Origin of the sequence: Paenibacillus tepidiphilus (genome assembly GCF_008635795.1) — a bacterium.
Lineage (GTDB): Bacteria > Bacillota > Bacilli > Paenibacillales > Paenibacillaceae > Paenibacillus_AQ > Paenibacillus_AQ tepidiphilus.
Map to the genome: position 1 here is coordinate 238,272 of NZ_VWRQ01000006.1, position 23,119 is coordinate 261,390.

The window sequence follows — 23,119 nt, forward strand, 5'->3', positions numbered from 1 at the left end:
TCTGTTCAGACCTGCTGTAATGATGCGGCATTCCCGGCGGCAGAATGGATATATCGCCGGCGGTGCAGGACACTGCCTCCTGCCTGGATTGAATCTGACCTTCGCCGGAGATGGTATAGATCATCAGCCAATCTCTGCTGCCCGATGGCCGGTGTATGGCGTAATCATCCGCTACGCAGAAATGTCCAGCTATCAAAAATCTGCCGGTGCAGTTGAAATTCCCGAGTCTTATCCGGGTGCGTACAAGGACACACTCGGAATCGAAAGCTGGGAGTAGCCGCCATTCTCCGGGACAGCCCGATTTCATTTTCTCAAACTTTGGTAAGGGCAATTCTAAAGCCAAGGTCGTCTATCTTGAAATCGGGCATGCTTTTCCTTCTACTCGTAGAACCGCAGTTGTTCTGGGCTTCGGCCCAGCTACCTCCCCGGAAGACTCTATAGTTCCCATATCGTTCAGTATCATATAAATCCCAACACCATTCCCATACGTTCCCAATCATATCAAAAAGCCCCCACGGGTTAGGAAGCAACTGTCCTACTGGATGAACTGATCCATCGGAGTTCTCTTGATACCAGGCAATTTGATCAATACTTCCATACCGATATCCCGTTGTTCCCGCTTTGCAGGCATACTGCCATTCAGCGTCTGATAATAATCGAAAGCCATTCGCTGTCTTTTTAAAAATCGTATGTTCACTCTCATCTGTGATTGTGTAGCATTCAGTTCTGCCAAGCATTCTGGACAGTTTATTACAAAAGGAAATGGAATCTATCCATGAAACTTCCGCAATCGGCAGGTTATTGATCATCGGCTCTATTTCTTCTTCATGCATGACAAAATGATACAACTGCTGTGTTACCGGATACTTCATTACATAGAAAGGTTCGATTGTTGCAGTCCAGGTTATGGCCTTTTTATTATTTCCGGGGCTTGATAACGTGTAATCAGAACTAAACCATTTATTCATATTCAAATAATCACGTAATTCTATGGTTCCTCCCTGTAGTGGTACCATCAAGTTCATTAGCTCTTTTTGAAAATACTCTATGTCACTTCCGTACTTTGGATTTGTCATGTTAGCCCCCTCTCGATTCAGTTATAACATTTTAACAGATAGAACTTTTCCTACTTATGATAGGATTCACTTGGTCAGCTAATGTTTCCCGTTAGCGCAACGACTTACTCTGTTGAATTTCGTGTTCCTCAACATAAAGCAGCATCAGAGAAGGCGAATCGTACCTTAATCCGACAGTGCCCGCATGATGTTGGATTTCGCCTCTGCCGCAATCGCTTCATTCCCGTCATCGACCGCTTGCATCAAGATCAGTACGGGGATGTATACCGCGATCAGCCGCGCCAGCAGCTTCGTTTCCTCGTCCGCTCCTCCGTAAGTTTCGAAAAACACGCCGCGAGCGTAAGGTGGTAAAAAGCTGTAAGCAACGCTCAAATCGCAAGCCGGATGGCCTACGCTCAGATCGCCCCAATCAATGATGCCGGAAACGATCCCGTTCTCATTCACAAGCATATTTTTGAAATGAAGATCGCCATGTAGCAGTGCATTCACCGCCTCGACACGGTCCGTTTGCAACCTGCTAATATACGCTTCGATCACACCGGACTCCTCCGGCGACAAGTGTTCAACCACCTTCGATAGAAAGCCCTCCAATTTCACTTTACGCGATGCTATGTCCGTCAAGCTTCGATGATCTTGCTGAACTCCGCACTTCAGCGCCGCCTGTACCGGAAACTCATGCAATCTCCGCAAAAATTTCGCCAGCGTCTCTGCCGATAAAGCCCGGCGTTCTTCCGTCAAACCGATGGGGAAATCTCCTGGCACGTAGGCATAGCCAAGAAATGGTGCCGGGTATTCGTCACTTGCTTCGCCATAAAACAACGGTTTCGGATAGGAGATGCTCATATATGCCCCCAGCTTCGGCAGCAACTTCCCTTCCATTCGAATCGAGCCAACTGCAATCGTTCTTCTTGGAAACCGGAACACATACTCGTCACCGATGAGAAAAACCGTATTATCCCAGCCCCAGCCCAATCGCTTCACTTGCTTCGATGACAGCTGAGGGAATTGTCTGCCGATCAGTGTCCGCGCCTGCTCTTCGTTAACCTCCCACTCCGCATCCCATACATTCGTTCCTCCCATGAAATATCTGCCTCCTCGTTCCTTATTTTATTTAGACGTTTACATTCCCTGGAAGTTACGTATAACTGTCCGTTAGCTTAATGAAATACTGGAATACTAATGCTTTATTATCTCAGTCTATAACTTTACTGGCTTTTGACATACATTCTTTAAATTATACTTTCAGTGGCACTGTACAAGTTCTTTTGCATGTTAATAGCCTTTCATAAGAAGCTGGATCATGCCTGCCAAAATTCCACATAAAATCAGTCCGAAAATTAAAAAAGCCCTGATAAACCAAGGGTTTCTTGATTATCAGGACTTAAATTATAGAAATCGTTACATACCTATAGAAAACTGCGTTCCTAACGATGACAAGTGAATTACAACTCACTAACTTATCGCCTTATTCAAGAACTGAATCCCCGCTGCCGCATCGCCTCGAACAGCAGCACCGTCGCCGCCATCGCCGCGTTCAGCGATTCGGCCCGGCCCGCCATCGGGATAATGATGCTCTTGTCGACGAGCGCGGCCGTCTGCGGCGAGATGCCCTGGCCCTCGCTGCCGATGAGCAGCCACTGGCTGCCGCCGAAGTCATGCGTGTAGCAGGAGTCCGTGCCGGCCAGCGAGGTGCTGACCAGCAGCGTTCCGCGCTCACGGGCCTGCGGCAGCACCTCTGCCAGATCGGCCTCGGCGACCGGGAGGTGGAACAGCGAGCCCATCGTCGAGCGGATGGTCTTCGGGTTATACAGGTCGGCGCAGCCGTGGCCGAGGATAACGCCATCCGCACCCGCCGCATCGGCGCTGCGGATGATCGTGCCGACATTGCCGGGGTCCTGCACCCCGTCAAGGACAACGACCAGACTGCCCTGCTGTGCCAGGATCGTCTCCACGCCCTGCCGTTCCTTGCGGATGACGGCGAACACCGGCTGCGGCGTATTGGTGCTGCTCACCTTGCCGATGACGGCCGCCGATACGCCGATGACCTCCATGGCCTGCACGGATTGCAGCAGCGGCTTCAGTTCGGCGGGCATGCCCTTGTCTACATCAAATGCGAGAATCTCCACCTCGGCCGAGGCCAACAGCGCCTCCTGCACCAGATGAATTCCCTCCACAATATATTTGCCGGACTTGTCACGGTGCTTCTTCTCCTGCAGTCCGGCCCATTCTTTAACCCGCGTATTTTGCGGCGATAATATTTCCATATGTTCCTGCCTTTCTTAACTATGGTAAGCCAGCTCAAGCTTGGTCAGATTGTCCTTCCGGCCAACGATGACCAGGACGTCTCCAGGCTTCAGCTTGTCCTCGGCCCGCGGCGAAATGTTCATCTCTTCCCCCCGGCGGATCGCCATCACGTTGCAGCCGAATTTGGCGCGGATGTTAAGCTCCTGCAGGTTTTTGCCGATCATTTGTTGCGGCGCCTTCATGTCCAGAATACTGTAATCCGGCGACAGCTCGATATAGTCGAGAATGTTCGGCGAAGCCAGATGATGTGCGACCCGCGCGCCCATATCCCGTTCAGGGAACACGACCTTGTCGGCGCCGATCTTGCTCAGCACCTTGCCGTGCAGCTCGTTTCTGGCTTTGACCAGAATGTTCGGCACCCCCAGATCCTTGAGGATCAGCGTTGTCAGAATGCTGGACTGGATATCCTCCCCGATGGCCACCACCACGACGTCGAAGTTCCGTATCCCCAGCGCCCGCAGCGCTTCTTCATCGGTACAGTCCGCCGACACGGCATGCGTCACGATGCCGGAGATTTCCTGGGTACGCTGCTCGTCCGCATCAATTGCCAGCACATCGAAGCCCATACCGCTGAGTGTCTTGGCCACACTGGAGCCGAACCGGCCCATGCCGATGACGGCGTATTGTTTTTTGGCCATAGTCTAGTCTGTCCCTCCCACTTGCGCGAATACATCTCCAAGTAGTATAGCACAAGCCCCCGTAAACTTGAATTTTCAGGTGTGCGGACGGGCACAGTAATACAGGGTACGAATCAAACTAACCATCGGGAGGTTAAAGCATGCCGGTAACCATTGATTTGCGCCAGGCGATCCTGCATAAAGTCCACGGTCAATCCGAGGAAGAGCTGAAAGCGATGATTGAAGGCTCTATTGGCGGGCCGGAAGCGGCACTGCCGGGTCTCGGAGCCGTGTTCGAAATGATGTGGCCGGACCTCAGCGAGGCCAAGCAGGATCATCTGGTCGCCAAACTGCACCGCCATCTGGAGAAGGTCACACCCGGCTCCATTACTTCCTAAGGACCCGCTTCGTATCGCCAAAAAACCTCCGCACCCGGCATGCCAGCAGCACGCTATGGGGCGGAGGTTACATTTGTTACGCCTACGCGGGATAACCGCTAAGCATGGAATTCACTGCTGCCATTGTCCTGGCACCGCGTGCTTACGGAGCCGTCTCCAGGAACTTGGCGCTTGGATTCTTCTCCATGGCGGTACGCATCGCGTATTCATTCTCGAACAGCACGACATAATTGCCCTTTTTGTCGGTTACAAGGGTGGAGTTGATCCGGAACTTCGCCGGGTCCGGCTTGTTCTCATCAACAATCCAGCGCGCGAACTGATAGGACATCCGCTGCAGCTGAACATCCACGCCATATTCGCCCTTCATCCGGTACTCGAACACCTCGAACTGCAGCTGCCCGACCACCCCGAGAATTATATCGTCGAAGTTAACCGTACGGAAGACCTGGATCATCCCTTCTTCGGTCAGCTGGTCAATCCCCTTCTGGAACTGCTTCGATTTCAGTGCATTCTTGATGCTCACTTTGGAGAAAATCTCCGGCGAGAACGTCGGCAGCTCATCGAACTCCATCTCTCCCGCCTGGCTCAGTGTATCGCCGATCCGGAAGATGCCGGGATCGAACAAGCCGATAATGTCGCCCGGATAAGCCTCTTCGACGATATCCCGGTCCTGGGCCAGGAACTGCTGCGGCTGGGACAGCTTGATGTCTTTGCCCGCACGCACATGCTTCACGCTCATGCCGCGCTCGAACTTGCCCGAGACAATCCGCAGGAAGGCGATCCGGTCACGGTGCGCCGGGTTCATGTTGGCCTGGATTTTGAACACATAGCCGGTGAATTTCTCATTCGTCGGTTCAATGGAACCTGCCGTACTGCGGCGCGGCTCGGGCTTCGGTGCCAGCTCCAGGAAGTTATCCAGGAATGTCTGCACACCGAAATTGTTGATCGCACTGCCGAAGAAGACCGGGGTCAGCTCGCCGCGCAATACTTTGTCATAATCGAACGCATCTCCGGCCACATCGAGCAGCTCCAGATCCTGGCACAGCTGATCATGCAGGTATTCACCGGCCATCTCGCGGATGATCGGGTCGCGGTAGCTCTCCACCTTCTGCACTTTGATTACGCTGTGGTCGTCGCCCTGGAACAGCTCCACCTGATTCTTCATCCGGTCGTAGACGCCGCACAGCTCGCGGCCGCTGCCGATCGGCCAGTTCATCGGTACGGAGCGGATGCCCAGTACATTCTCCAGCTCCTCCATCAGGTCGAACGGGCTCTGGCCCTCGCGGTCCAGCTTGTTGATGAACGTGAAGATCGGAATACCGCGCTTCGCACAGACCTGGAACAGCTTGATCGTCTGTGCTTCCACGCCCTTCGCTACGTCAATCAGCATGACCGCACTGTCCGCAGCCGTCAGCGTCCGGTACGTGTCCTCACTGAAATCCTGGTGACCCGGCGTATCAAGGATGTTCACCCGGTGGTCTAAATAATCGAACTGCATGACGGATGACGTTACCGAGATTCCGCGCTGCTTCTCGATTTCCATCCAGTCACTTGTCGCATGCTTGCTTGCTTTGCGGGCCTTGACCGTTCCTGCCAGCCGGATCGCGCCGCCGAACAACAGCAGCTTCTCCGTTAATGTCGTTTTCCCCGCATCGGGGTGGGAAATGATCGCAAACGTTCTGCGTTTGTCCACTTCCTGCTTCAGCTTCTGATCCGCTGCCATAGGTTTTGCACATATCCCTTCATCTATAAATTCGTTAATCCGTGCCTATGCTGACCGGCCAGGAGATCAAATGGGTGCTCTGCTCATTCCTGATCTATTCCCTTCATCTGTGGATTGTTCATTATAACCTCTTCACACAGCTTTAATCCCGGGTACCATACAAAAATGCATCCTTATCAGTATAACAAAATCCGGCGGGCATTATCTACACCAAAGCGGCGGAAACCCGCAAGATATATAAATAAAAAATGACACTGACCGGAAATCAGTGCCATGTCTTCTCTACCTGCGGGAATACACCCTGCATAGCCCTATAGCTTACTGTCTCCACGCTCTTAGCATCGTAGTCCGCCCGAATACAGACAGGGAGCTGTCCGCTCCCGTCACTGTGTGACCGGAACGGGCAACTCCCCAAGATAATCCGTTATAACTTAGCTATTAACGCTCCATACCACGTTGTCTTCTTCCTGGCCGTTGACCGGCCACCAGTGGAAGCCTTCGCGGGCCAGCAGCTGCTCCGCTTCAACCGGCCCCCACGAGCCGGCAGGGTACGAAGCCAGGTCGCCGGCTTCTTCCTTCCAGGCCTTAGCAATACGGTCCACGAAGGACCAGGCCGAGGACACTTCATCCCAGCGGGTGAAGTAGGTCGAATCGCCGCGCGCTGCATCATGCAGCAGACGCTCGTAAGCTTCCGGCGAGTTGATGCCGACCATGCAGCTCTGGCAGAAGTCCATTGCCAGCGGCTGAATCTCCGATTCCGAGCCCGGCTTCTTGGCATTGATCTTGACATAGATGCCTTCCATCGGGTTGACGCGGATGACGAGCAGGTTCGGCTCCAGCTTATGCTTCTGGCCGAGATACACGTTCGTCGGCATGCCCTTGAATTCCACCACTACTTCGGTGGTCTTCACCGGCAGCCGTTTGCCGGTACGGATATAGAACGGCACGCCCGCCCAGCGGAAGTTGTCGACGAACACACGAGCCGCAAAATACGTCTCGGTATTCGATTCCGGGTCCACCTTGTCTTCCTGGCGGTAAGCCGGCAAGGTCTTGCCTTTGTAGAGCCCTTGCGTATATTGTCCGCGCACCACGTTCTCGCGCACTTCCTCGGCGGAAGCGTACGGCCGCAGGGAGCGCAGCACCTTCACCTTCTCGTCGCGAATATCCTCGGCGAGCAGGCGGCTCGGCGGCTCCATGGCAATCATCGTCAGGAGCTGCAGCATATGGTTCTGTCCCATATCGCGCAGTGCCCCCGCATGGTCGTAATACCCGCCGCGCTCTTCGACGCCTACAGTCTCGCCAAGCGTAATCTGCACATTGGCGATATGCTTGTTGTTCCAGAGCGGCTCGAAAAAGGCGTTGGCGAAGCGGATGACTTCGATATTCTGCACCATTTCCTTGCCCAGGTAATGGTCGATCCGGTAGATTTCCTCTTCCTTGAATACCTGACGGATCTGCTCGTTCAGCTCCTCCGCCGATTCCAGGTTATAGCCGAATGGCTTCTCGATCACCAGTCGGTTCCAGCCGGGGCTCTCCAGCATGCCGCCTGCCTGCAGGTTGAACGAGACGCTGCCGAACAGCTCAGGCGCCAGGGCCAGATAGAACAGCCGGTTGCCCGGAATGCCGAACTTCGCTTCGATGGCTTCGGTCTGTGCATTCAGCTCACGGAAGCCGTCAATATTGTTGATGTCCAGGGACTTGTATTCAAAATGCTGTACGAACTCATTCCATCCCTCCGCATCTCCCGCCTGGTAGCGGCAGAACTCACGGATAGACTCTTTCACATCCTCCCGGAATTCCTCCTGGGAGCGGGGACGGCGAGCCACGCCAATGACCGCAAAATCATGGGTCAGCTTGCCTTCGCGGTACAAACTGTAAATCGCCGGAAATAGCTTGCGCCGGGCCAGATCTCCGGTTGCCCCAAAAATAAAGAATACGGCACCGGGGGTATGCAATGCATCAAGGGTTTGATTTTCAGCCATGGCTCCTCATCTCTCTGTATGTAATATAGTTGACAATCATTCTCAGCGCCGGATAGTACAAGAAACGCATGACGGCGTGATGTCATTTTATCATATTCGCAGAAATGATGCTATCAGATTCCTGACAGTTTTTCTCGGGATTTCGCAATTTTCCATTACATTTTCTTATCCGTTTGCAAACTCCCGCTTATATAAGTTGCCCATATTTCTCATCCAGATTCAGGAACACAGCTATTATAACCTTATGCCAAAAGCTCCGCAACGCGGAGCCTGCTGCTGCACCAGCCCTTTCGGACGATTGCCGGGTCTAATATTCAACCGTAATCAGCGGCAATCCAAGGGTCAGCCGGTTCGCGCCGTCCCGGCTATCCCGGTGCACCGCCGCCTGCAGGGCGATGTCATGCCCGCCGCTCTTCACGAAGCGTTCCATCCCCGGAACGCGGTATGAGCGGCTGGCGGTGGACTCGTCCGTGTAGGCTTCCTCTGCCTGCGGCGCGGTGAAGACCCCGGCAAGCACGGACTCGATTCTGCCCAGCGCTGCGCCGGGCGTCCCTTGCGCTGCTGCCGTTCCTTGCAGCGACGCGTTCCACTCGGCCGCGACGCCCGCCGCCTGCAGCGCTCTGCCCGTCGCTTCGGCAGCGGCCTCGAATCCGCCGTCTGCCTGCCAGTCCGGCGTCTCCAGTGTTACGATCACATAGCTCGTGCCGTTGCCAAGCTCACTCCAGAACAAGGACGCCTTGCCGGCAGCTTCAGCTTCGGCGGACGCGCGGTATGCAACGTGTCCGTCTTCGTCCCCTGCCTGCACCGGGCCAAGCCCCAGCCGCTGCGCCAGAGCTGCGGCTGCTTCCCGGGCCACTGCTCCCGGGCCGCTGTACGTGCCCTGCCACTTCAGCACCAGCCGCTGCGGCGCGCCCGCTTCCATAGCGGCGGCTCCGGCCGCCGCCAGCTGCCGGAGCGGCTGACCCAGAGCCGCGGAACCGGAGGCTCCCGTCTCCGGCGTGCCTGCAGCTTCGCCGCTGCGGAACCCAGCCAGCAGCAACAGCGCTGCCACGCACAGCCCCGTGGCCAGCAGCATTCTCCAATGTCCTCTCCCGTGGTTCCGCAGCTTCATCCGTCCATCTTCCTCTCATCCGAATCTAGCAATCTACTAGAAGGATAGCCAGGAACAGATGCTTTTATACCTATGAGGACGTTCGGCTCCTGAAGGATGGCTTTACAGTCAATTACGGATTCCAAAAATACGCAGCGCGTAGCCTGCCGTCTCTTCGGCCAAGCGGCTGGCCTCCTCCGGAAAGATCGCCCCGGCACCGTTGACATAAGCAAAGTAGGTCCAACTGATTACGTACGGATCTCCTGGAGCCAGCACCCCTGCCTGCTGACCGCGTTCGATCAGAGGAATCAGCTTGGCGACAACCTGCTCCCCGTGTCTGTGAACTGCCGCCGTCAGCTCGGGATGTTGCTCCGGCTGGCCTAAGACCTGCTGAACCACCCGCAGAAACATTGCCCGCTGCAGCCACTGTTTAACCTGCAAATCAACCAGCCGGGTCAGCGTTTCAATCACTTCTGTTTCTGCCTCAAACAGCGAGCGGTATGCCTCCATCGTCTCTGACAGGGGCTCCAGCACCACCGCACGGATCAGCTCCTCCTTATTCTCGAAATAAGTAAAGATCAGCGCATGGCTGATACCCAACTCTTCGGCCACACTGGAGATGCTAGTCCCGGCGAACCCGCCGGAAGCGAACAGCTTTTCCGCCGCCGCGATAATCTTGCCCCGTTTCTGCAGCCACAGCTCCTCGTTTCTTTTGCGCGCCATTATAGACTCACCTCGGGTATAATCATACCGCATAAAGAGGAACTAATTAACCCGCAGTAACAAAGTAACGATAAGATATCCTTTTGTATAAAGTAACTTGATTTCCTGCCCCTCTCTCCGCAAACAAAAACGGCCCGGCGTCTATTCCGCCAGCCCGTTCTTATAAGCATAAATGGCCGCCTGGGTCCGGTCCTCGACATCCAGCTTGGCCAATATATTCGTCACATGGAATTTGACCGTCTTGATGCCGATGATCAGCTGGTCGGCGATGTCCTGGTTGGACTTGCCCTGGGCCAGCAGCCGCAGCACTTCCATCTCCCGGTCGGTAAGCTCCTTGTAGGCCGGCGCTTCGGCCTTGTTGCGGAACCGGTTCATCATCTTGGAGGCAACCTGCGACTCCAGCACCGACTGCCCTCTGGCTGCTGCGCGGATGGCATCCGCCACCTCGCTTGCACGCGACGTCTTCAGCAGATAACTGAACGCGCCGGCTTCGATAACCGGATACATCTTCTCGTCGTCGAGATAACTGGTCAGCACGATAACCTTACAGTCGGGAAACAGCTTCATCAGCTGGCGGGTCGTCTCAATGCCATCCATGCCTTCCATCACCAGATCCATCAGCACCACGTCAGGGTTATATTCCCGCGCCAGACGGATGCCTTCCTCTCCGCTTCCGGCTTCGCCGACCACCTCGATGCCGTCTTCGGTGCCGAGCACAGCGGCCAGCCCGATGCGGACCATCTCATGGTCGTCCACCAGCAGAACCTTGATCGCTTCCTCCATTTCCAAGCTGCTTCTCCTCCTATTCCTTCATTAACGGTACGGTCACTTCAATGCGCATTCCCTTACCCGGTGCGGTAATGAACTGGATCGACCCTCCGGTCTCCACGATGCGCTCCTGCATATTCGACAGTCCATAGGATGTCAGCTTGCTCTCATCCAGCTCGAAGCCGACACCGTCATCGCGCAGCGTAAGGCGTACAGTATCGCCGCGTTTCTGCAGCCGGATCTCCATCTTCTCCGCCTTGGCATGGCGCAGGGTGTTCGATATGGACTCCTGTACGATGCGGAACAAATGATTCTCCACCCCTTTGAGCAGTTGAATCTCAGGGTCAATCTCGCACACAATATCAAGCGGCACCTTGATCTCCAGCTCCTTGATCAGCTCACGGATGCCCTGTTCCAGCCCCTTGCCCTCCAGATACACCGGACGGAGATGCAGCAGCAGCGCGCGCATCTCCGACTGGGCGACGGCAGCCATCTCCTCGATCAGGGCAATCTGCCGCTGTGCCTTGTCGAAGTCCTTCTCCAGCGTCCGCCCGACCGCCGTCGCCGTCATCGAAATAGCGAACAGCTGCTGCGAGACCGCATCATGCAGCTCACGGGCCAGGCGCTGCCGTTCCTCCATAATTGCTGAGCCCCGCGCCTGCTCGGCCAGCTTGGCATTATTGGTGGACAGCCGCTGCAGCGTGTTGACCTGGTTCTCCCATTTGCCGCTGATCCGTCCGATCTGCTCGCCGAGCCGCCCAAGCTCATCGGTGCCGAGCTCCGGGATGGCGGAGGACAGATTGCCTTTTTCCCAGGAGACCAGCGTCTCCCGCAGCCGCTCCAGCCTTCGTTTCGTGCGGAACCCCTGGTAGAATCCAAAACCGGTACCAAAGACTACGGGCAGCAGGACGAGCGTCACTGCGGTCTGCAAACCGAAGGTCCAATCGTCAAAAGGCCGCAAATAACCGTATGTATACATCAGATAGAGAATCACAAGCAGCATGACCAAGGAGAACAAAGCCCCTTCGCCCATGCTGCGTATGACCATATTGCTGTTCTTCTTGTCCATCTGCGGCACTCACCCTCCCTCTTCAAATCAACGCCCGGTCCGGCCTGCTTCAGGATACCCGGATATCCAGATCGCCGATCAGATAAGACACATAAAATTTCACCTTTTGCTCGCTGCTGTCATAATTGGCGGATTTCCAGTTTAGCCGGTTGAGCATACCGGTGTCGCGGTGGTCACCGAACTCAATAGAGCCGAACAGCACAAACGCCTCGATCTCCACCCCGTAATTATCGGACAACAGAATATCCACATCGCCAAATATCCCCTGAAACAGCATCATGGTCTCCTTGTCCTCGGCCATCGCCAGCGACAGATCCACATCGGCCTCCCCCAGCACATGCCAGGAGCTCAGGCTCTTCATGATCCAGGGGGACAGCTCCCAGTCGAACCGGGAAGAGAAGCTCTGCTTCTGCATAAAATTCCGCCCGCTTTGCAGCTTCTTGGACTTGGCGAAGAACAGCCCGAGCGAGATCAGGCAGATCCCCAGCACCAGCACGAGGTGATCCAGCAGCAGCAGCGCCGCCCCGATCCCCAGCAGCATATAGCCCTGCTTCACTTTGCCCATAGTTGTACGGTATACCCCAAGGAGCAGGAGCACAAGCGCGACAATGGAGAAAAAGCCGATCCATCTGCCAAATATCATCAAGCAGCCGATACCGATCAGTCCAATGGCAATCATCCGGCTTCGTTTATCCATATTCGCACCTCCTGCAGTAATTTATAAGTGTAAATTAGGCCTGCTTCCGCCATGCTCTTGCTTGGATGTTCACCGTCTATTCCGGCCCATAGGGCGTCCTTGACTCTTTGGCCCGGTAGCAGCCGGTCAATCTCCAAACTCATTAAGGCAATGTCTTCTGATCAAAAAGGAGAGCCATCACGGTCGGGATGTCTAGCATCCGTACACCGCCTCCTGGCTGTTAGTTGCACTTTGTACATCTAATTCGTTCAACCAATCCATTTTAGAGGAGATAACTGCATTTCATACAACTAAAAAGATAGTTTTCTTTCCTATCGGCGGTTTATGCAGACTTTAATTGCAGAAACTGCAACTATACCGGTAATAGCAGCGGATTTTACCCGAATAATTGTAGGAAATACAGTTACATCAAAAAATAGTCAGGTTATTGAGTCATGGACCTACACCTAACACTCATACTACGCGCTACAACCGAGGCTTATCCATACCTCTCTTACCGCTATAAAAGCCATACCGGTATGGTGACCCATACCGTATGGCTTTGACCTAATTCAGCATATCATACTGGCCTGCGGTTTAGGAACAGGCTTTACTTATCTTTTTTGTCCTGGGCTGGTGCATTGGCAGCGGCAGGTGCTGCTGTTGCCGCAGGCGCACCGTTCAGCTTGCTCTTCAGCGCAGCCAGCTGCTCATCCACTTTCAGCTGCTTCTCAACATCCACCGGCTTGCTGTAAGCGGCCGATGGGCTGTAAGGGGCGCGCAGCACGTCGGCTTCGGCTTCAAGCTGCATGATCTTCTCTTCCATGCGGTGGAAGCCCAGGGAAGCGGCTCCGCTCTCGATTGAATGCACGCTGCTGATCTGCGACATTTGCTTCTTGGCCTTGGCCATTTGTGCACGGGATACCAGCTCATTGCGCTTGTTGCGCAGCTTGTAGAACTCATCCTTCATTTCATGCAGCTGCTGCACCAGTTCCTTGGCCTGAACTTCCGCCTGGGTATGCAGGTCGCTGTACTCGGCATACTTCTGGTCGAAGTAAATCTTCTCTTCCAGCAGCTTGCGGGCCACTTCCTCCTGACCGTTCTTTAGCGCAAGCTCGGCTTGGGCACCGCGCTGGCCGGCCATCTTGGCCGCTTCCTCTACACGCTGCTTCATGCGGCGCTCGTTAGCCATTTGCTTGGCCACGGTCACTTCGGCTTCGTGAATCTCAGCCTCCATGTCGCGCAGATATTGGTTCAGCATTACAATCGGGTCCTCTACCTTATCCAGCAGGTCGTTCACCGACGCCTTAGTCATATCTTTAATCCGTTTGAATACTCCCATGATTACATTTCTCCCTTCTCGTATTTGGCAAGTTTGCGTTTCAATTCTTCAATTTCCTTCTGCATTGCCTTCTTCTCGATATCCTTCATCATGGCATCCAGACCGGAGTCCTGTGCCGAGTAAGCTCCTGCTTTATTATGAGCGGTATGAGCAGTATGACCGGCGCCAGGCTGCCCGTGGTACGGGCCGTATCCGCCTTGTCCCTGCGGGCCGTAACCTCCCTGGGGACCTTGGCCGTAGCCGGCGGGGCCTCCCTGATAAGGATTGCCGTAAGGTCCGCCATATGGACCGTGTCCGGGTCCCGGGCCGAACGGATTATACTGCGTCGGCTCTTTCGGGATAACCAGCGCGGCGATGAAGTACACCACGATTACCGCGCCGCCGGTGAACACAATGCTGACCAGCAGCAGGATACGGAACAGAGTGGAGTCGATACCGAGTGTCTCGGACAATCCTCCTGCCAGCCCCGTCATTACCTTGTCACGGGTTGAACGATACAATCGGGTCATGGTCCTACTCCTTTCCGTCATTGTTCAGCTTCTCCTTGAGCCGGGCCATTTCCCGCTCCAGCACCGAAGCTACGGTCTCGCCGGTCTGCAGGGCGAATTCCTGGCCCATGCGGCGCAAGTCGCGCAGGCTCTTGGCCTCCAGCTCCCAGTCGGTCATCCGGTCTTCAAGCCGGCCGAACATCTTGGGAACGTCAGCGCCGGTTCCGTAAGCGGTGGCCCGCTGGTTCATGCGCTGCTGCAGCCGGAGCGATTCCATCCGGGCCGCATAATACTGGCGCTTGCTGTACACCGTCTGATATTCCATCTTGAGCTCGTTAAGCTGGCTTTCCAGTTCATAAAGCGATTCCTGGCTTTGCTGAAGCAGCCCGCTGTATTGCTCAAGCTTCTCTTCATGGATGATCTTCTCCTGGAGCGCCAGCTTGGCCAGATGGTCCTCGCCGGCCTTCAGCGCCAGCAAAGCCTGCTCCTCACGTTTATTGCGCATTGCAGTCGCCTGGTTGACCTGTTGCTGCAACTGCTTGGTATGTGAAGCATATTGCTGGTGCAGCCGTTCCACTTCGGCAATCTCTTCCCGGGTGGTGTGAAGAAATTGGTCGATCAGCTTCACCGGGTCCTGGCTCTGCTCCAGACGTTCATTTAGATTGGCTACCGTAATGTCCCTCATGCGGCGAAAAACACTCATGATTACCTGCTCCCTCCTTGCTTCTCATTAAGTAATTATATTCATCTACTAGTAGGTTCTTCTATGTCCTCCGCGCAATACCGAGATGCCCCATACTACCAGCGCGATACCCAGCAGCGGTCCGATAATCCAGGAAAGCTTGGAAAGCAGCGACATGACACCGATGAACAATACGATCCAGCCGATAATCTTACGGCCGCTCTTAATTCCGTAGTAACCAAGAGCAATGAGCAGTACCGGGAATAAGATGCGGAAGATCCCGTGAATCAGGGGCAGTGCAATGCCGAGCAGCATAATCGCTCCGAGGACAATCAGCACAATGGCGAGTCCGTTATTCTTTCTGTTGTACATTTGTTTCTCACCGCCTTTCGCTTTGTCTTAATCTTATATCCTTATTCTAGGGTAAAGCGCGGTTTCCCAAAACAGACCGTGGACGGTTTTATGAACTGGACCTTAGTCGGGGCTGGACTCAGGCCGAAGTCTGCGGTAAGGCCGGACCGGGGCAGGCCGGGGCAATGCGATATCTTCCACACTGCGGCCGAGCATTGAAGTCAGACGACTGTGAACTGGTTCCTGAAATGCACTGCAAGCCGATGGCCGAGTGTGTATAATGGTCCCTAGCAATCCCAAATAACCGCGGCTGCCCTTCAGCCAAAGGAGCATCTGTATGATGAAATGCCTGATCGTTGAAGATGACCGCAGCCTGAATAAAGGCATCGCGCTTACCCTTTCGCGCAGTGACCTCACCATTCTGCAAGCCTATGACCTGGCCGAAGCGGAGCGTATCTTCACTTCCCATAAAATCGACCTGCTGATTCTCGATATCAACCTTCCGGACGGCAGCGGGCTGGATTATTGCGAGCGGGTCCGCAGAACCTCGCAGGTACCGGTCATCTTCCTGACCGCAAATGACATGGAACCGGATATTGTGCTGGGCTTCGAGCTCGGTGCCGACGATTACATTACCAAGCCGTTCAGCCTGATGGTGCTGCGGGCAAGAGTGATGGCTGTGCTGAAGCGGACGGCTGCGCGCAGCGAGGATTACTACACGGCCGGAGGACTCAGCTTTAACTTCTCGCGAATGGAATTCTATAAGAACGAAGAGCAGCTGATCCTCAGCAGGACAGAACAAAAGCTGCTCCGCCTGCTAATCGCCAACCCCGGCCAAATTCTGCACCGCGAGCAGCTGATGGATAAAATCTGGTCGCAGGAGGCCGAATTTGTCGATGAGAACGCCTTGACGGTTGCTGTTAAGCGGCTGCGCTCCAAGATCGAGGACAACCCCTCTTCTCCCCGATACATCAAGACCATCTACGGGCTCGGCTACCTGTGGGCGGAGGAGCCGGGTACATGAAGAAGAGGCAGCTATACCGGAGTTCACGCAATGCCGGCGTACTGATTTATTTCTTACTATTATTATTGATTGTCATACTGTACGCAGCCAGGGTTATTGCCGCAGCAGAGTGGGACCCGAAGCTGCTGGGTTCAACCGTTATCTTTATATCGTCAGTACTCGTGCTTGCTCTGCTGCGGGAGCGGGCGCTGCGGCGCCGGTTCGATGCCATGACGGATTCGGTCGAGCAGATGGTGGACGGGGCGATGCATGGCCGCAAGCCCTCCGCCCCTTTTGAGGAGAGCCGCCTGTCCGCACTGGAGCATCGTTTATTCAGATATATTGAAATGAACCAGGCCAGCGAACAAAGCCTGGAAGCGGAAAAGAACAACATCAAGGCCCTGCTGTCCGATATCTCCCATCAGACCAAAACTCCGCTCGCCAACATTATGTTGTACAGCCAGCTGCTGGACGAAAAGCCCGGCGCGGATGAGGATAGCCGCTTCCTGGTAAGCCAGATCGCCGCCCAGTCGGACAAGCTGGACTGGCTTATCGCTTCCCTGGTGAAGCTGTCGCGGCTCGAAGCAGGCATGATTGCCCTTCATGCTGCTCCGGCCCCCGTCATTCAGACCCTGAGCCGGGCGCTAACACAGGTGTACACCCGTGCGGAAGCTAAGGATATTGCCATCAGCACCGATTGTTCCTCACAGGTGGCGGCGCGCCATGATCCGCAGTGGACCGCAGAGGCTCTGTTCAACCTGCTGGAGAATGCGGTGAAATACACAGCGGCCGGCGGAACGATCACGGTTCAAGCCGAGAGCAATGAGATGTTTACGCGCATCGATGTCACAGACACCGGCATGGGCATTCCGGCCGCCGAGCTGGAGCATATCTTCAAGCGGTTCTACCGGGGACAGGCTGCGCGTGAATATGAAGGGGTCGGCATCGGCCTGTTTCTATCGCGGGAGATTGTCAACAGGCAGGGTGGATTTATGCAGGCAAGCTCAACCGTGGGTGAGGGAACGCGAATATCTGTTTATCTGCCCCAGAACTAATTGTGTCGGTACCGTCAGATTTCAGACATGGCCCGGTTATATTTGTCTGCTATCTTGGTAGACAAGAACTGATGTTGGAGGGATAACGGCATGTCTATACTGCAAATGGAACATCTGAAAAAATATTACGGCAAAGCCCCGCAGCTGGTCAAAGCACTGGATGACGTCTCGCTAAGTGTCGGGAAAGGTGAGTTTGTGGCTATCGTCGGCACGAGCGGCAGCGGCAAAAGCACCCTGCTGCATATGCTTGGCGGGCTGGACCGCCCCACCGGGGGCAAAGTGATTGTGGACGGCAACGACATCTTCGCGATGAGCGATGAGCAGCTGACGATCTTCCGCCGCCGGTCGGTCGGCTTCATCTTCCAGAGCTACAATCTGGTGCCCATCCTGAATGTGCTGGAGAATATTCTGCTGCCGCTTGAGCTCGACGGCGCCAGAATTGACCAACAGTATCTGGATGAGGTCATTCTGGCCCTGGGCCTGCAGGAGAAAATCTACAGCCTGCCGTCGAATCTCTCCGGCGGCCAGCAGCAGCGTGTCGCTATTGCCAGAGCACTGGCCACCAAGCCGAGCATCATTCTGGCGGACGAGCCCACGGGCAACCTGGACAGCAGGACCAGCCAGGAGGTGCTGATTCTGCTGAAGCAGCTCAGCGCCAAATTCCAGCAGACGCTGGTCATGATTACTCATAATGAGAGCATCGCCCAGGCGGCCGACCGGATCATCCGCATAGAGGACGGGCGGATTGCCGCGGGCGCCGGAACCGGCAATGGAGCGGCCCGGCAATGATGACACCGAACAATCGCAAAGTCATCACCCGCCTCTCGCTGCGCAGCCTGAGGGCTGCTCCAATGCGCAACCTGGCTGTCATCTGCGCCACTGTTCTGACCACTTTGCTCATCACCTCCATCTTTACCATGGTTATGAGCATTAACAAATCCATGGAGCTGGCCCAGATGAAGACGGCCGGCGGCGATTTTCACGGGTCCTTCAAGTATCTCACCCGGGAACAGGTGGAGACGCTTAAGGCCCATCCCTCTATCCGCGAATCTGCAATCTCCCTGCAGACCGGAAGATTGAGCAACGCAGTCTTCACACAAAGCCCGGTAGAGGTTCTCCAGATTGATGAAAGCTATGCCCGACACGGATTTGTTAACTTTGTTGAAGGTGGACTTCCCGCCAGGGAAGAAGAAGTCGTGCTGAGCACCTGGGTGCTCGACAAGCTGGAGATTCCGCATAAGCTTGGGGAGCGGGTGCCGCTTAAGATCGATATCGGAGGACAGGTGATCACCGGGGATTTTATACTGTCCGGATATTATGAAGCCGATAAGAATCTGGCGATGGCCGGTCTGGCTTTTGTGTCCAAAGCGTTTACAGACAAGAATCTCGCGGGATTAGATCCGGTTCTCTCCAAGGACAGCGGATCATATGTAAATACTTACGTTCTCTCCGTCATGTTCAGCAGCTCGGTCAATATTGAGAACAAGATCCGGAAGGTGCTTGCCGATACCGGGCTGGATGTCGATTATGGTGTGAACTGGGCTTACACCGCGACTACGCTGGCGGACAATCCCCTCTCCGTCCTGCCTTACCTGGCGGTTGTGGTGGTTATCATGTTTAGCGGCTATTTGCTGATCTATAATATTTTCTATATTTCCGTCGTGCGGGATGTTAAATTCTACGGACTGCTCAAGGCCATCGGTACGACTCCGAGACAGTTAAGGCGGGTGATTACAGCACAGGCTAAGCTGCTCTATCTCGCTGCTTTGCCGGTTGGCCTGGGGTCAGGCTACGCAGTCGGTCGGCTGCTGGTACCGATGTTGAACAGTTTTTCCGGCGAGACGATGGAGAGTGCTTACTCGGCCAGCCCGTGGATCTTCGTCTTTGCCGCTCTCTTCTCTTATTTGACCGTACGGATAGCCGCAAGCAAGCCCGGCCGGATGGCTGCCCGGATTGCTCCGGTAGAAGCCGTGAAATACGCCGGAATCAATGCCGGAGCCCGCAAGCTCAAACGTTCCAAACGGGGAGCCCGGCTATACAGCATGGCATTCACGAATATTTTACGCCAGCCGAAAAAGCTGGTGCTTATGATTACCTCCCTTGCTTTAAGCGTCGTTTTGTTCGGGATCATCTTCACCTTAATTTCCTCGCTGGACGTCAATAAATATCTGAATTCCTATATTGCCGGGGATTTAGTGATCCGCAATAAACCGAATCTTGTGCACGTAGAAGGCGAGCGGCCGGGAGATGCCTACCAGTTGTCGGAAAAATTCCTACCTGTACTGGGATCACTGGACGGGGTCGAACGTGTGGACAATGTATTTTATAAAACTGAGCTGTATCCCCCCGACGAGGCTATGCTGGCCGCCCTGAAGAAGGATGACAAATCCCGCACTTCATGGAAATGGGAGAGCAACCCCATTCTGCTTAATCTTTACGGCATCGATGCCGGCTGGTACGACCATGTTCCGCAGGATATTATAGAAGGCACGTTCGATCGAACGAAATTTGACACCGGAAACTACGTGCTGGTCAGCGAAGCGATATTCAGTCCGGAAGACTATCAGACCTATTACCATCCAGGCGATAAAATCACATATAAAGGGCTTGGGAAAAGCTATGAAGTGATGGCTGTCGTGAAATCGGGGGCGCTGGAAGCGGCCGTTATGCAGATGTCCTTCGCATTCGGCTATAACGCCTTTTTGCCGGCTGCAGAATTGACCAAAGCTCTGCCGGCGGGAAGCGAACCGGCCATGGCCTTATCTTCGACGCTGCAGGTTAATCCAGACAAGCTGGAAAGTGTAGAGCAGGTCCTCAAATCACTGACTGCGGCAGCCGATGAACTGACCGTTAAATCCCGGGAAGATTACCGGCAGGAGCTGGGCCGCTTCATCCGGGTGATTCAGACGCTGGGCTACGGGCTAAGCTTTGTCATCGCGCTCATTGGAATCCTTAATTATGTCAATACTGTCGTTACAGGAGTGATTAACCGGAAGCACGAATTCGCATTGCTGGAGAGCGTAGGCATGACCCGGAAGCAGCTCAAACGGGTGCTTGTCTATGAAGGACTCTATAATGCCCTTTGTGTAACAGCCGTCATCTCCACCGCAGGTGCGCTGCTTACCTATACTGTGGCGCGGAGTGTCGCGGCGAATATTGTGTTTACCAACTTCCGGATGAACTGGCTGCCCTTTATTCTCACCGTGCCGATTCTGCTCGTCATTGCTTACGCCGTGACGGTAAGCTCCTATCGGATGCTGGCCAAGAATACGCTCGTGGAAAGGCTGCGGCAGCCGGAGTAAGCGGTTAAGAAACGACATTTGTCCATATTCATTCTGCTTTTCTCCATACGCTTGGCCGGAAAACAGTCTTATAATGGGGCTGTCGCAACATTAAATATGTGCCAACTCCGGGAGGTTATAACCTTGTCTATTCACGTTGATGCGGAGCGCCGCATCTTCCACCTGCAAACGCTTAACACGAGCTACATCCTGGGCATCGCCCGGGACAAATATCCGATGCAGCTCCACTATGGCAAAAGACTCCGGGGTACAGACGTCTCCGATCTGTTCCAGCCGCAAGCCCGGGCCTTCAGCACCACCGTCGATCCGTCCGACGCCGATTTCTCGCTGGATACGCTGGCCCACGAATATCCCGGCTATGGCTCGGGCGATTTCCGTGAGCCCGCCTATGAAGCCGAGCTGCCGAACGGGACAACCGTCACGGAGCTTGCTTATGTGTCTTACTCCATTGTCCAAGGCAAGCCTGCGCTGGCCGGCCTTCCTGCTGTCTATGCCGAAGGAGAGGAAGAAGCCGAGACGCTGGTCATTGTGCTTGAGGATGCCGCAGCCGGACTGCGTGCCGAGCTGTCCTATTCCGTGCTGAACGGCTTCGACGCCATTATCCGTTCGGCGAGGCTGACCAACATTGGTTCCGGAGCGCTGAAGCTGAACCGGGCGCTATCCGTGGCGCTTGACCTGCCGCATGATCAGTTCGAGCTGATTCAGCTCTCCGGCTCCTGGGCCCGCGAGCGCCATCTCGTCCGCGCCCCGCTGCACAGCGGCCGCCAGGGCATTGACAGCAAGCGCGGCGCCAGCAGCCATCAGCAGAACCCGTTCCTCGCCCTGCTCTCTCCGCACGCGGGCGAAGATAACGGTGAAGCCTACGGCTTCAGCCTGGTGTACAGCGGCAACTTCGTTGCCGGTGCCGATGTCGACCAATACGGCACGACCCGTGTCACCATGGGCATTAACCCGTTCGGCTTCCGCTGGAACCTCGCACCGGGCGAAAGCTTCCAGACCCCGGAAGCGGTGCTCGTCTATTCGGACAGCGGCATCGGCGGCATGTCGCGCACTTACCACCGGCTGTACCGCACCCGCCTGGCGCGCGGCCTGTTCCGCGACGAGCCGCGTCCGGTGCTGATCAACAACTGGGAGGCGACATATTTCGGCTTCGACGCCGATAAGATCGAAGCCATCGCCCGTGCCGGACAGGAGCTGGGCATCGAGCTGTTCGTGCTCGACGACGGCTGGTTCGGCCGCCGCGACGACGATACGACCTCGCTCGGCGACTGGTTCGTCGACACCCGCAAGCTGCCGGACGGCCTCGGCGATCTCGCCGAGCGGGTCAAGCGGCTCGGCATGCAGTTCGGCCTCTGGTTCGAGCCGGAGATGGTCTCGCCGGACAGCGAGCTGTACCGCGCACATCCCGACTGGTGCCTGCATGTGCCGGATCGCAGACGCAGCCAGGGCCGCAACCAGCTCATTCTCGATCTGTCGCGCCAGGAAGTCTGCGACTATATTATTGAAGCGGTCGGCAGCGTGCTGTCCTCCGCACCGATTACCTACGTCAAATGGGATATGAACCGCCATATGACCGAGATCGGCTCCGCCTCCCTGCCGCCGGAGCGCCAAGGCGAGACCGCACACCGCTACATGCTCGGCTTGTACCGGGTCATGGATGAGATCACCGCGAAGTTCCCGCATGTGCTGTTCGAGAGCTGCTCGGGCGGCGGCGGCCGCTTCGATCCGGGTATCCTGCACTACATGCCGCAGACCTGGACCAGCGACAATACCGATGCGGTGGAGCGTCTGAAGATCCAGTACGGCACCAGCATCGTCTATCCGGCCAGCGCCATGGGCGCGCATATCTCAGCCGTGCCGAACCATCAGGTGCACCGTAGTACACCGCTGTCGATGCGCGGCGATGTGGCGATGTCGGGCAACTTCGGCTATGAGCTGGACCTGACCGCGCTTACACCGGAGGAGCGGGAAGAAGCGGCCGCACAGGTCGCCTTCTACAAGGAGATCCGCTCGCTCGTCCAGCAGGGCGACATGTACCGGCTGCGCTCGCCGTTCGAGGGCAACGAGACGGCGTGGATGTTCGTCTCGCCGGACCGCGGCGAAGCACTGGTCGGCTACTTCCGCGTGCTGGCCGGACCGAACGCGCCGCAAGCCCGGCTCCGCCTGCAAGGACTTGATCCGGACAAGGATTATGTCCTGCAGGAGACCGGCGCGGTCTACGGCGGCGACCGCCTGATGCATGCCGGCCTGATTCTGCCGCAGCTGCACGGCGACTTCCGCAGCAAGCTGCTGCATTTTGTAGCGGTGTCGTAAAGGATAATATAGCAGCAACACAAAGTGCCCCGATAACCATGTATGGTGTTGGGGCTCTTTCTGTTGTTTATGGAGGCTCATCTAAATACTAGCCGTTGTTCTGAAATTGCTTTGAACGGCGTCATGCCGACCTTGCTCCAGCCAGCGGGTAACGCAT

At 55.5% G+C, this 23,119-nt stretch carries 21 protein-coding genes and 1 pseudogene; 6 read left to right on the forward strand and 16 right to left on the reverse strand.

Annotated features, from left to right (window positions below):
• Nucleotides 1-61: 61 nt before the first annotated feature.
• The 5 genes and pseudogenes from F1379_RS30620 to F1379_RS10395 all read right to left on the reverse strand — a co-directional run.
• Nucleotides 62-307: pseudogene (locus F1379_RS30620) on the reverse strand (hypothetical protein); the annotation flags it as partial.
• A 4-nt stretch (nt 308-311) separates the two neighbouring features.
• A complete protein-coding gene (locus tag F1379_RS10380; RefSeq protein WP_150269157.1) occupies nt 312-1,076 on the reverse strand; it encodes a formylglycine-generating enzyme family protein in 765 nt (254 codons plus the stop codon).
• Nucleotides 1,077-1,241: 165 nt separating this feature from the next.
• On the reverse strand, nt 1,242-2,156 hold the full coding sequence (locus F1379_RS10385; protein ID WP_150269160.1) for a phosphotransferase: 915 nt from the start codon (nt 2,154-2,156) through the stop codon (nt 1,242-1,244).
• A 389-nt stretch (nt 2,157-2,545) separates the two neighbouring features.
• Nucleotides 2,546-3,340 carry a TrmH family RNA methyltransferase gene (locus F1379_RS10390; RefSeq protein ID WP_150269162.1) on the reverse strand — a complete coding sequence of 265 codons (795 nt, stop codon included), beginning with the start codon at nt 3,338-3,340 and terminating at the stop codon, nt 2,546-2,548.
• Nucleotides 3,341-3,355: 15 nt separating this feature from the next.
• Nucleotides 3,356-4,018, reverse strand: coding sequence for a potassium channel family protein (locus F1379_RS10395; protein WP_150269164.1), 663 nt, complete (start codon nt 4,016-4,018; stop codon nt 3,356-3,358).
• A 140-nt stretch (nt 4,019-4,158) separates the two neighbouring features.
• Between F1379_RS10395 and F1379_RS10400 the strand changes: the two genes are divergently transcribed.
• Entirely contained in the window at nt 4,159-4,395 is a 237-nt protein-coding gene (locus F1379_RS10400; RefSeq protein ID WP_150269166.1) for a small acid-soluble spore protein SspI, read from the forward strand.
• A gap of 142 nt (nt 4,396-4,537) precedes the next feature.
• Here the strand turns inward: F1379_RS10400 and F1379_RS10405 are convergent, their stop codons facing one another.
• From F1379_RS10405 to F1379_RS10455, 11 genes are all read right to left on the reverse strand, one after another.
• On the reverse strand, nt 4,538-6,118 hold the full coding sequence (locus F1379_RS10405) for a peptide chain release factor 3 (RefSeq protein WP_150269168.1): 1,581 nt from the start codon (nt 6,116-6,118) through the stop codon (nt 4,538-4,540).
• Between the two features lie 431 nt (nt 6,119-6,549).
• Entirely contained in the window at nt 6,550-8,100 is a 1,551-nt protein-coding gene (gene zwf, locus F1379_RS10410; protein WP_150269170.1) for a glucose-6-phosphate dehydrogenase, read from the reverse strand.
• 307 nt (nt 8,101-8,407) lie between these two features.
• Nucleotides 8,408-9,211: a YwmB family TATA-box binding protein gene (locus tag F1379_RS10415; RefSeq protein WP_150269172.1), complete on the reverse strand. Its 804-nt coding sequence runs from the start codon at nt 9,209-9,211 to the stop codon at nt 8,408-8,410.
• Between the two features lie 108 nt (nt 9,212-9,319).
• The gene (locus F1379_RS10420) at nt 9,320-9,913 is read right to left on the reverse strand and encodes a TetR/AcrR family transcriptional regulator (RefSeq protein WP_162551118.1); all 594 of its coding nucleotides are present in this window, start codon (nt 9,911-9,913) and stop codon (nt 9,320-9,322) included.
• Between the two features lie 141 nt (nt 9,914-10,054).
• The gene (locus F1379_RS10425) at nt 10,055-10,696 is read right to left on the reverse strand and encodes a response regulator (RefSeq protein WP_150269316.1); all 642 of its coding nucleotides are present in this window, start codon (nt 10,694-10,696) and stop codon (nt 10,055-10,057) included.
• 19 nt (nt 10,697-10,715) lie between these two features.
• On the reverse strand, nt 10,716-11,750 hold the full coding sequence (locus F1379_RS10430) for a sensor histidine kinase (protein WP_150269177.1): 1,035 nt from the start codon (nt 11,748-11,750) through the stop codon (nt 10,716-10,718).
• A gap of 49 nt (nt 11,751-11,799) precedes the next feature.
• Complete coding sequence (gene liaF, locus F1379_RS10435; protein ID WP_150269179.1) at nt 11,800-12,447, reverse strand: cell wall-active antibiotics response protein LiaF; 648 nt, start codon at nt 12,445-12,447, stop codon at nt 11,800-11,802.
• Between the two features lie 589 nt (nt 12,448-13,036).
• Complete coding sequence (locus tag F1379_RS10440) at nt 13,037-13,768, reverse strand: PspA/IM30 family protein (protein WP_150269181.1); 732 nt, start codon at nt 13,766-13,768, stop codon at nt 13,037-13,039.
• A gap of 2 nt (nt 13,769-13,770) precedes the next feature.
• Complete coding sequence (locus tag F1379_RS10445) at nt 13,771-14,277, reverse strand: PspC domain-containing protein (RefSeq protein WP_150269183.1); 507 nt, start codon at nt 14,275-14,277, stop codon at nt 13,771-13,773.
• A 4-nt stretch (nt 14,278-14,281) separates the two neighbouring features.
• The gene (locus F1379_RS10450) at nt 14,282-14,959 is read right to left on the reverse strand and encodes a PspA/IM30 family protein (protein WP_150269186.1); all 678 of its coding nucleotides are present in this window, start codon (nt 14,957-14,959) and stop codon (nt 14,282-14,284) included.
• Nucleotides 14,960-15,007: 48 nt separating this feature from the next.
• Nucleotides 15,008-15,310, reverse strand: a complete 303-nt coding sequence (locus tag F1379_RS10455; protein ID WP_150269188.1) for a LiaF transmembrane domain-containing protein — start codon at nt 15,308-15,310, stop codon at nt 15,008-15,010.
• Nucleotides 15,311-15,626: 316 nt separating this feature from the next.
• Between F1379_RS10455 and F1379_RS10460 the strand changes: the two genes are divergently transcribed.
• The 5 genes from F1379_RS10460 to F1379_RS10480 all read left to right on the forward strand — a co-directional run bounded on the left by F1379_RS10460 (nt 15,627) and on the right by F1379_RS10480 (nt 22,962).
• Nucleotides 15,627-16,313, forward strand: a complete 687-nt coding sequence (locus tag F1379_RS10460; RefSeq protein WP_150269190.1) for a response regulator transcription factor — start codon at nt 15,627-15,629, stop codon at nt 16,311-16,313.
• Nucleotides 16,310-17,347: a sensor histidine kinase gene (locus F1379_RS10465; protein WP_150269192.1), complete on the forward strand. Its 1,038-nt coding sequence runs from the start codon at nt 16,310-16,312 to the stop codon at nt 17,345-17,347. Before F1379_RS10460 ends, F1379_RS10465 begins: the two co-directional genes overlap by 4 nt.
• Before the next feature lie 90 nt (nt 17,348-17,437).
• The gene (locus tag F1379_RS10470; RefSeq protein WP_150269194.1) at nt 17,438-18,136 is read left to right on the forward strand and encodes an ABC transporter ATP-binding protein; all 699 of its coding nucleotides are present in this window, start codon (nt 17,438-17,440) and stop codon (nt 18,134-18,136) included.
• The gene (locus tag F1379_RS10475; protein ID WP_203457077.1) at nt 18,133-20,649 is read left to right on the forward strand and encodes an ABC transporter permease; all 2,517 of its coding nucleotides are present in this window, start codon (nt 18,133-18,135) and stop codon (nt 20,647-20,649) included. Before F1379_RS10470 ends, F1379_RS10475 begins: the two co-directional genes overlap by 4 nt.
• Nucleotides 20,650-20,772: 123 nt before the next feature.
• On the forward strand, nt 20,773-22,962 hold the full coding sequence (locus tag F1379_RS10480; protein WP_239004622.1) for an alpha-galactosidase: 2,190 nt from the start codon (nt 20,773-20,775) through the stop codon (nt 22,960-22,962).
• Nucleotides 22,963-23,119: the final 157 nt, after the last annotated feature.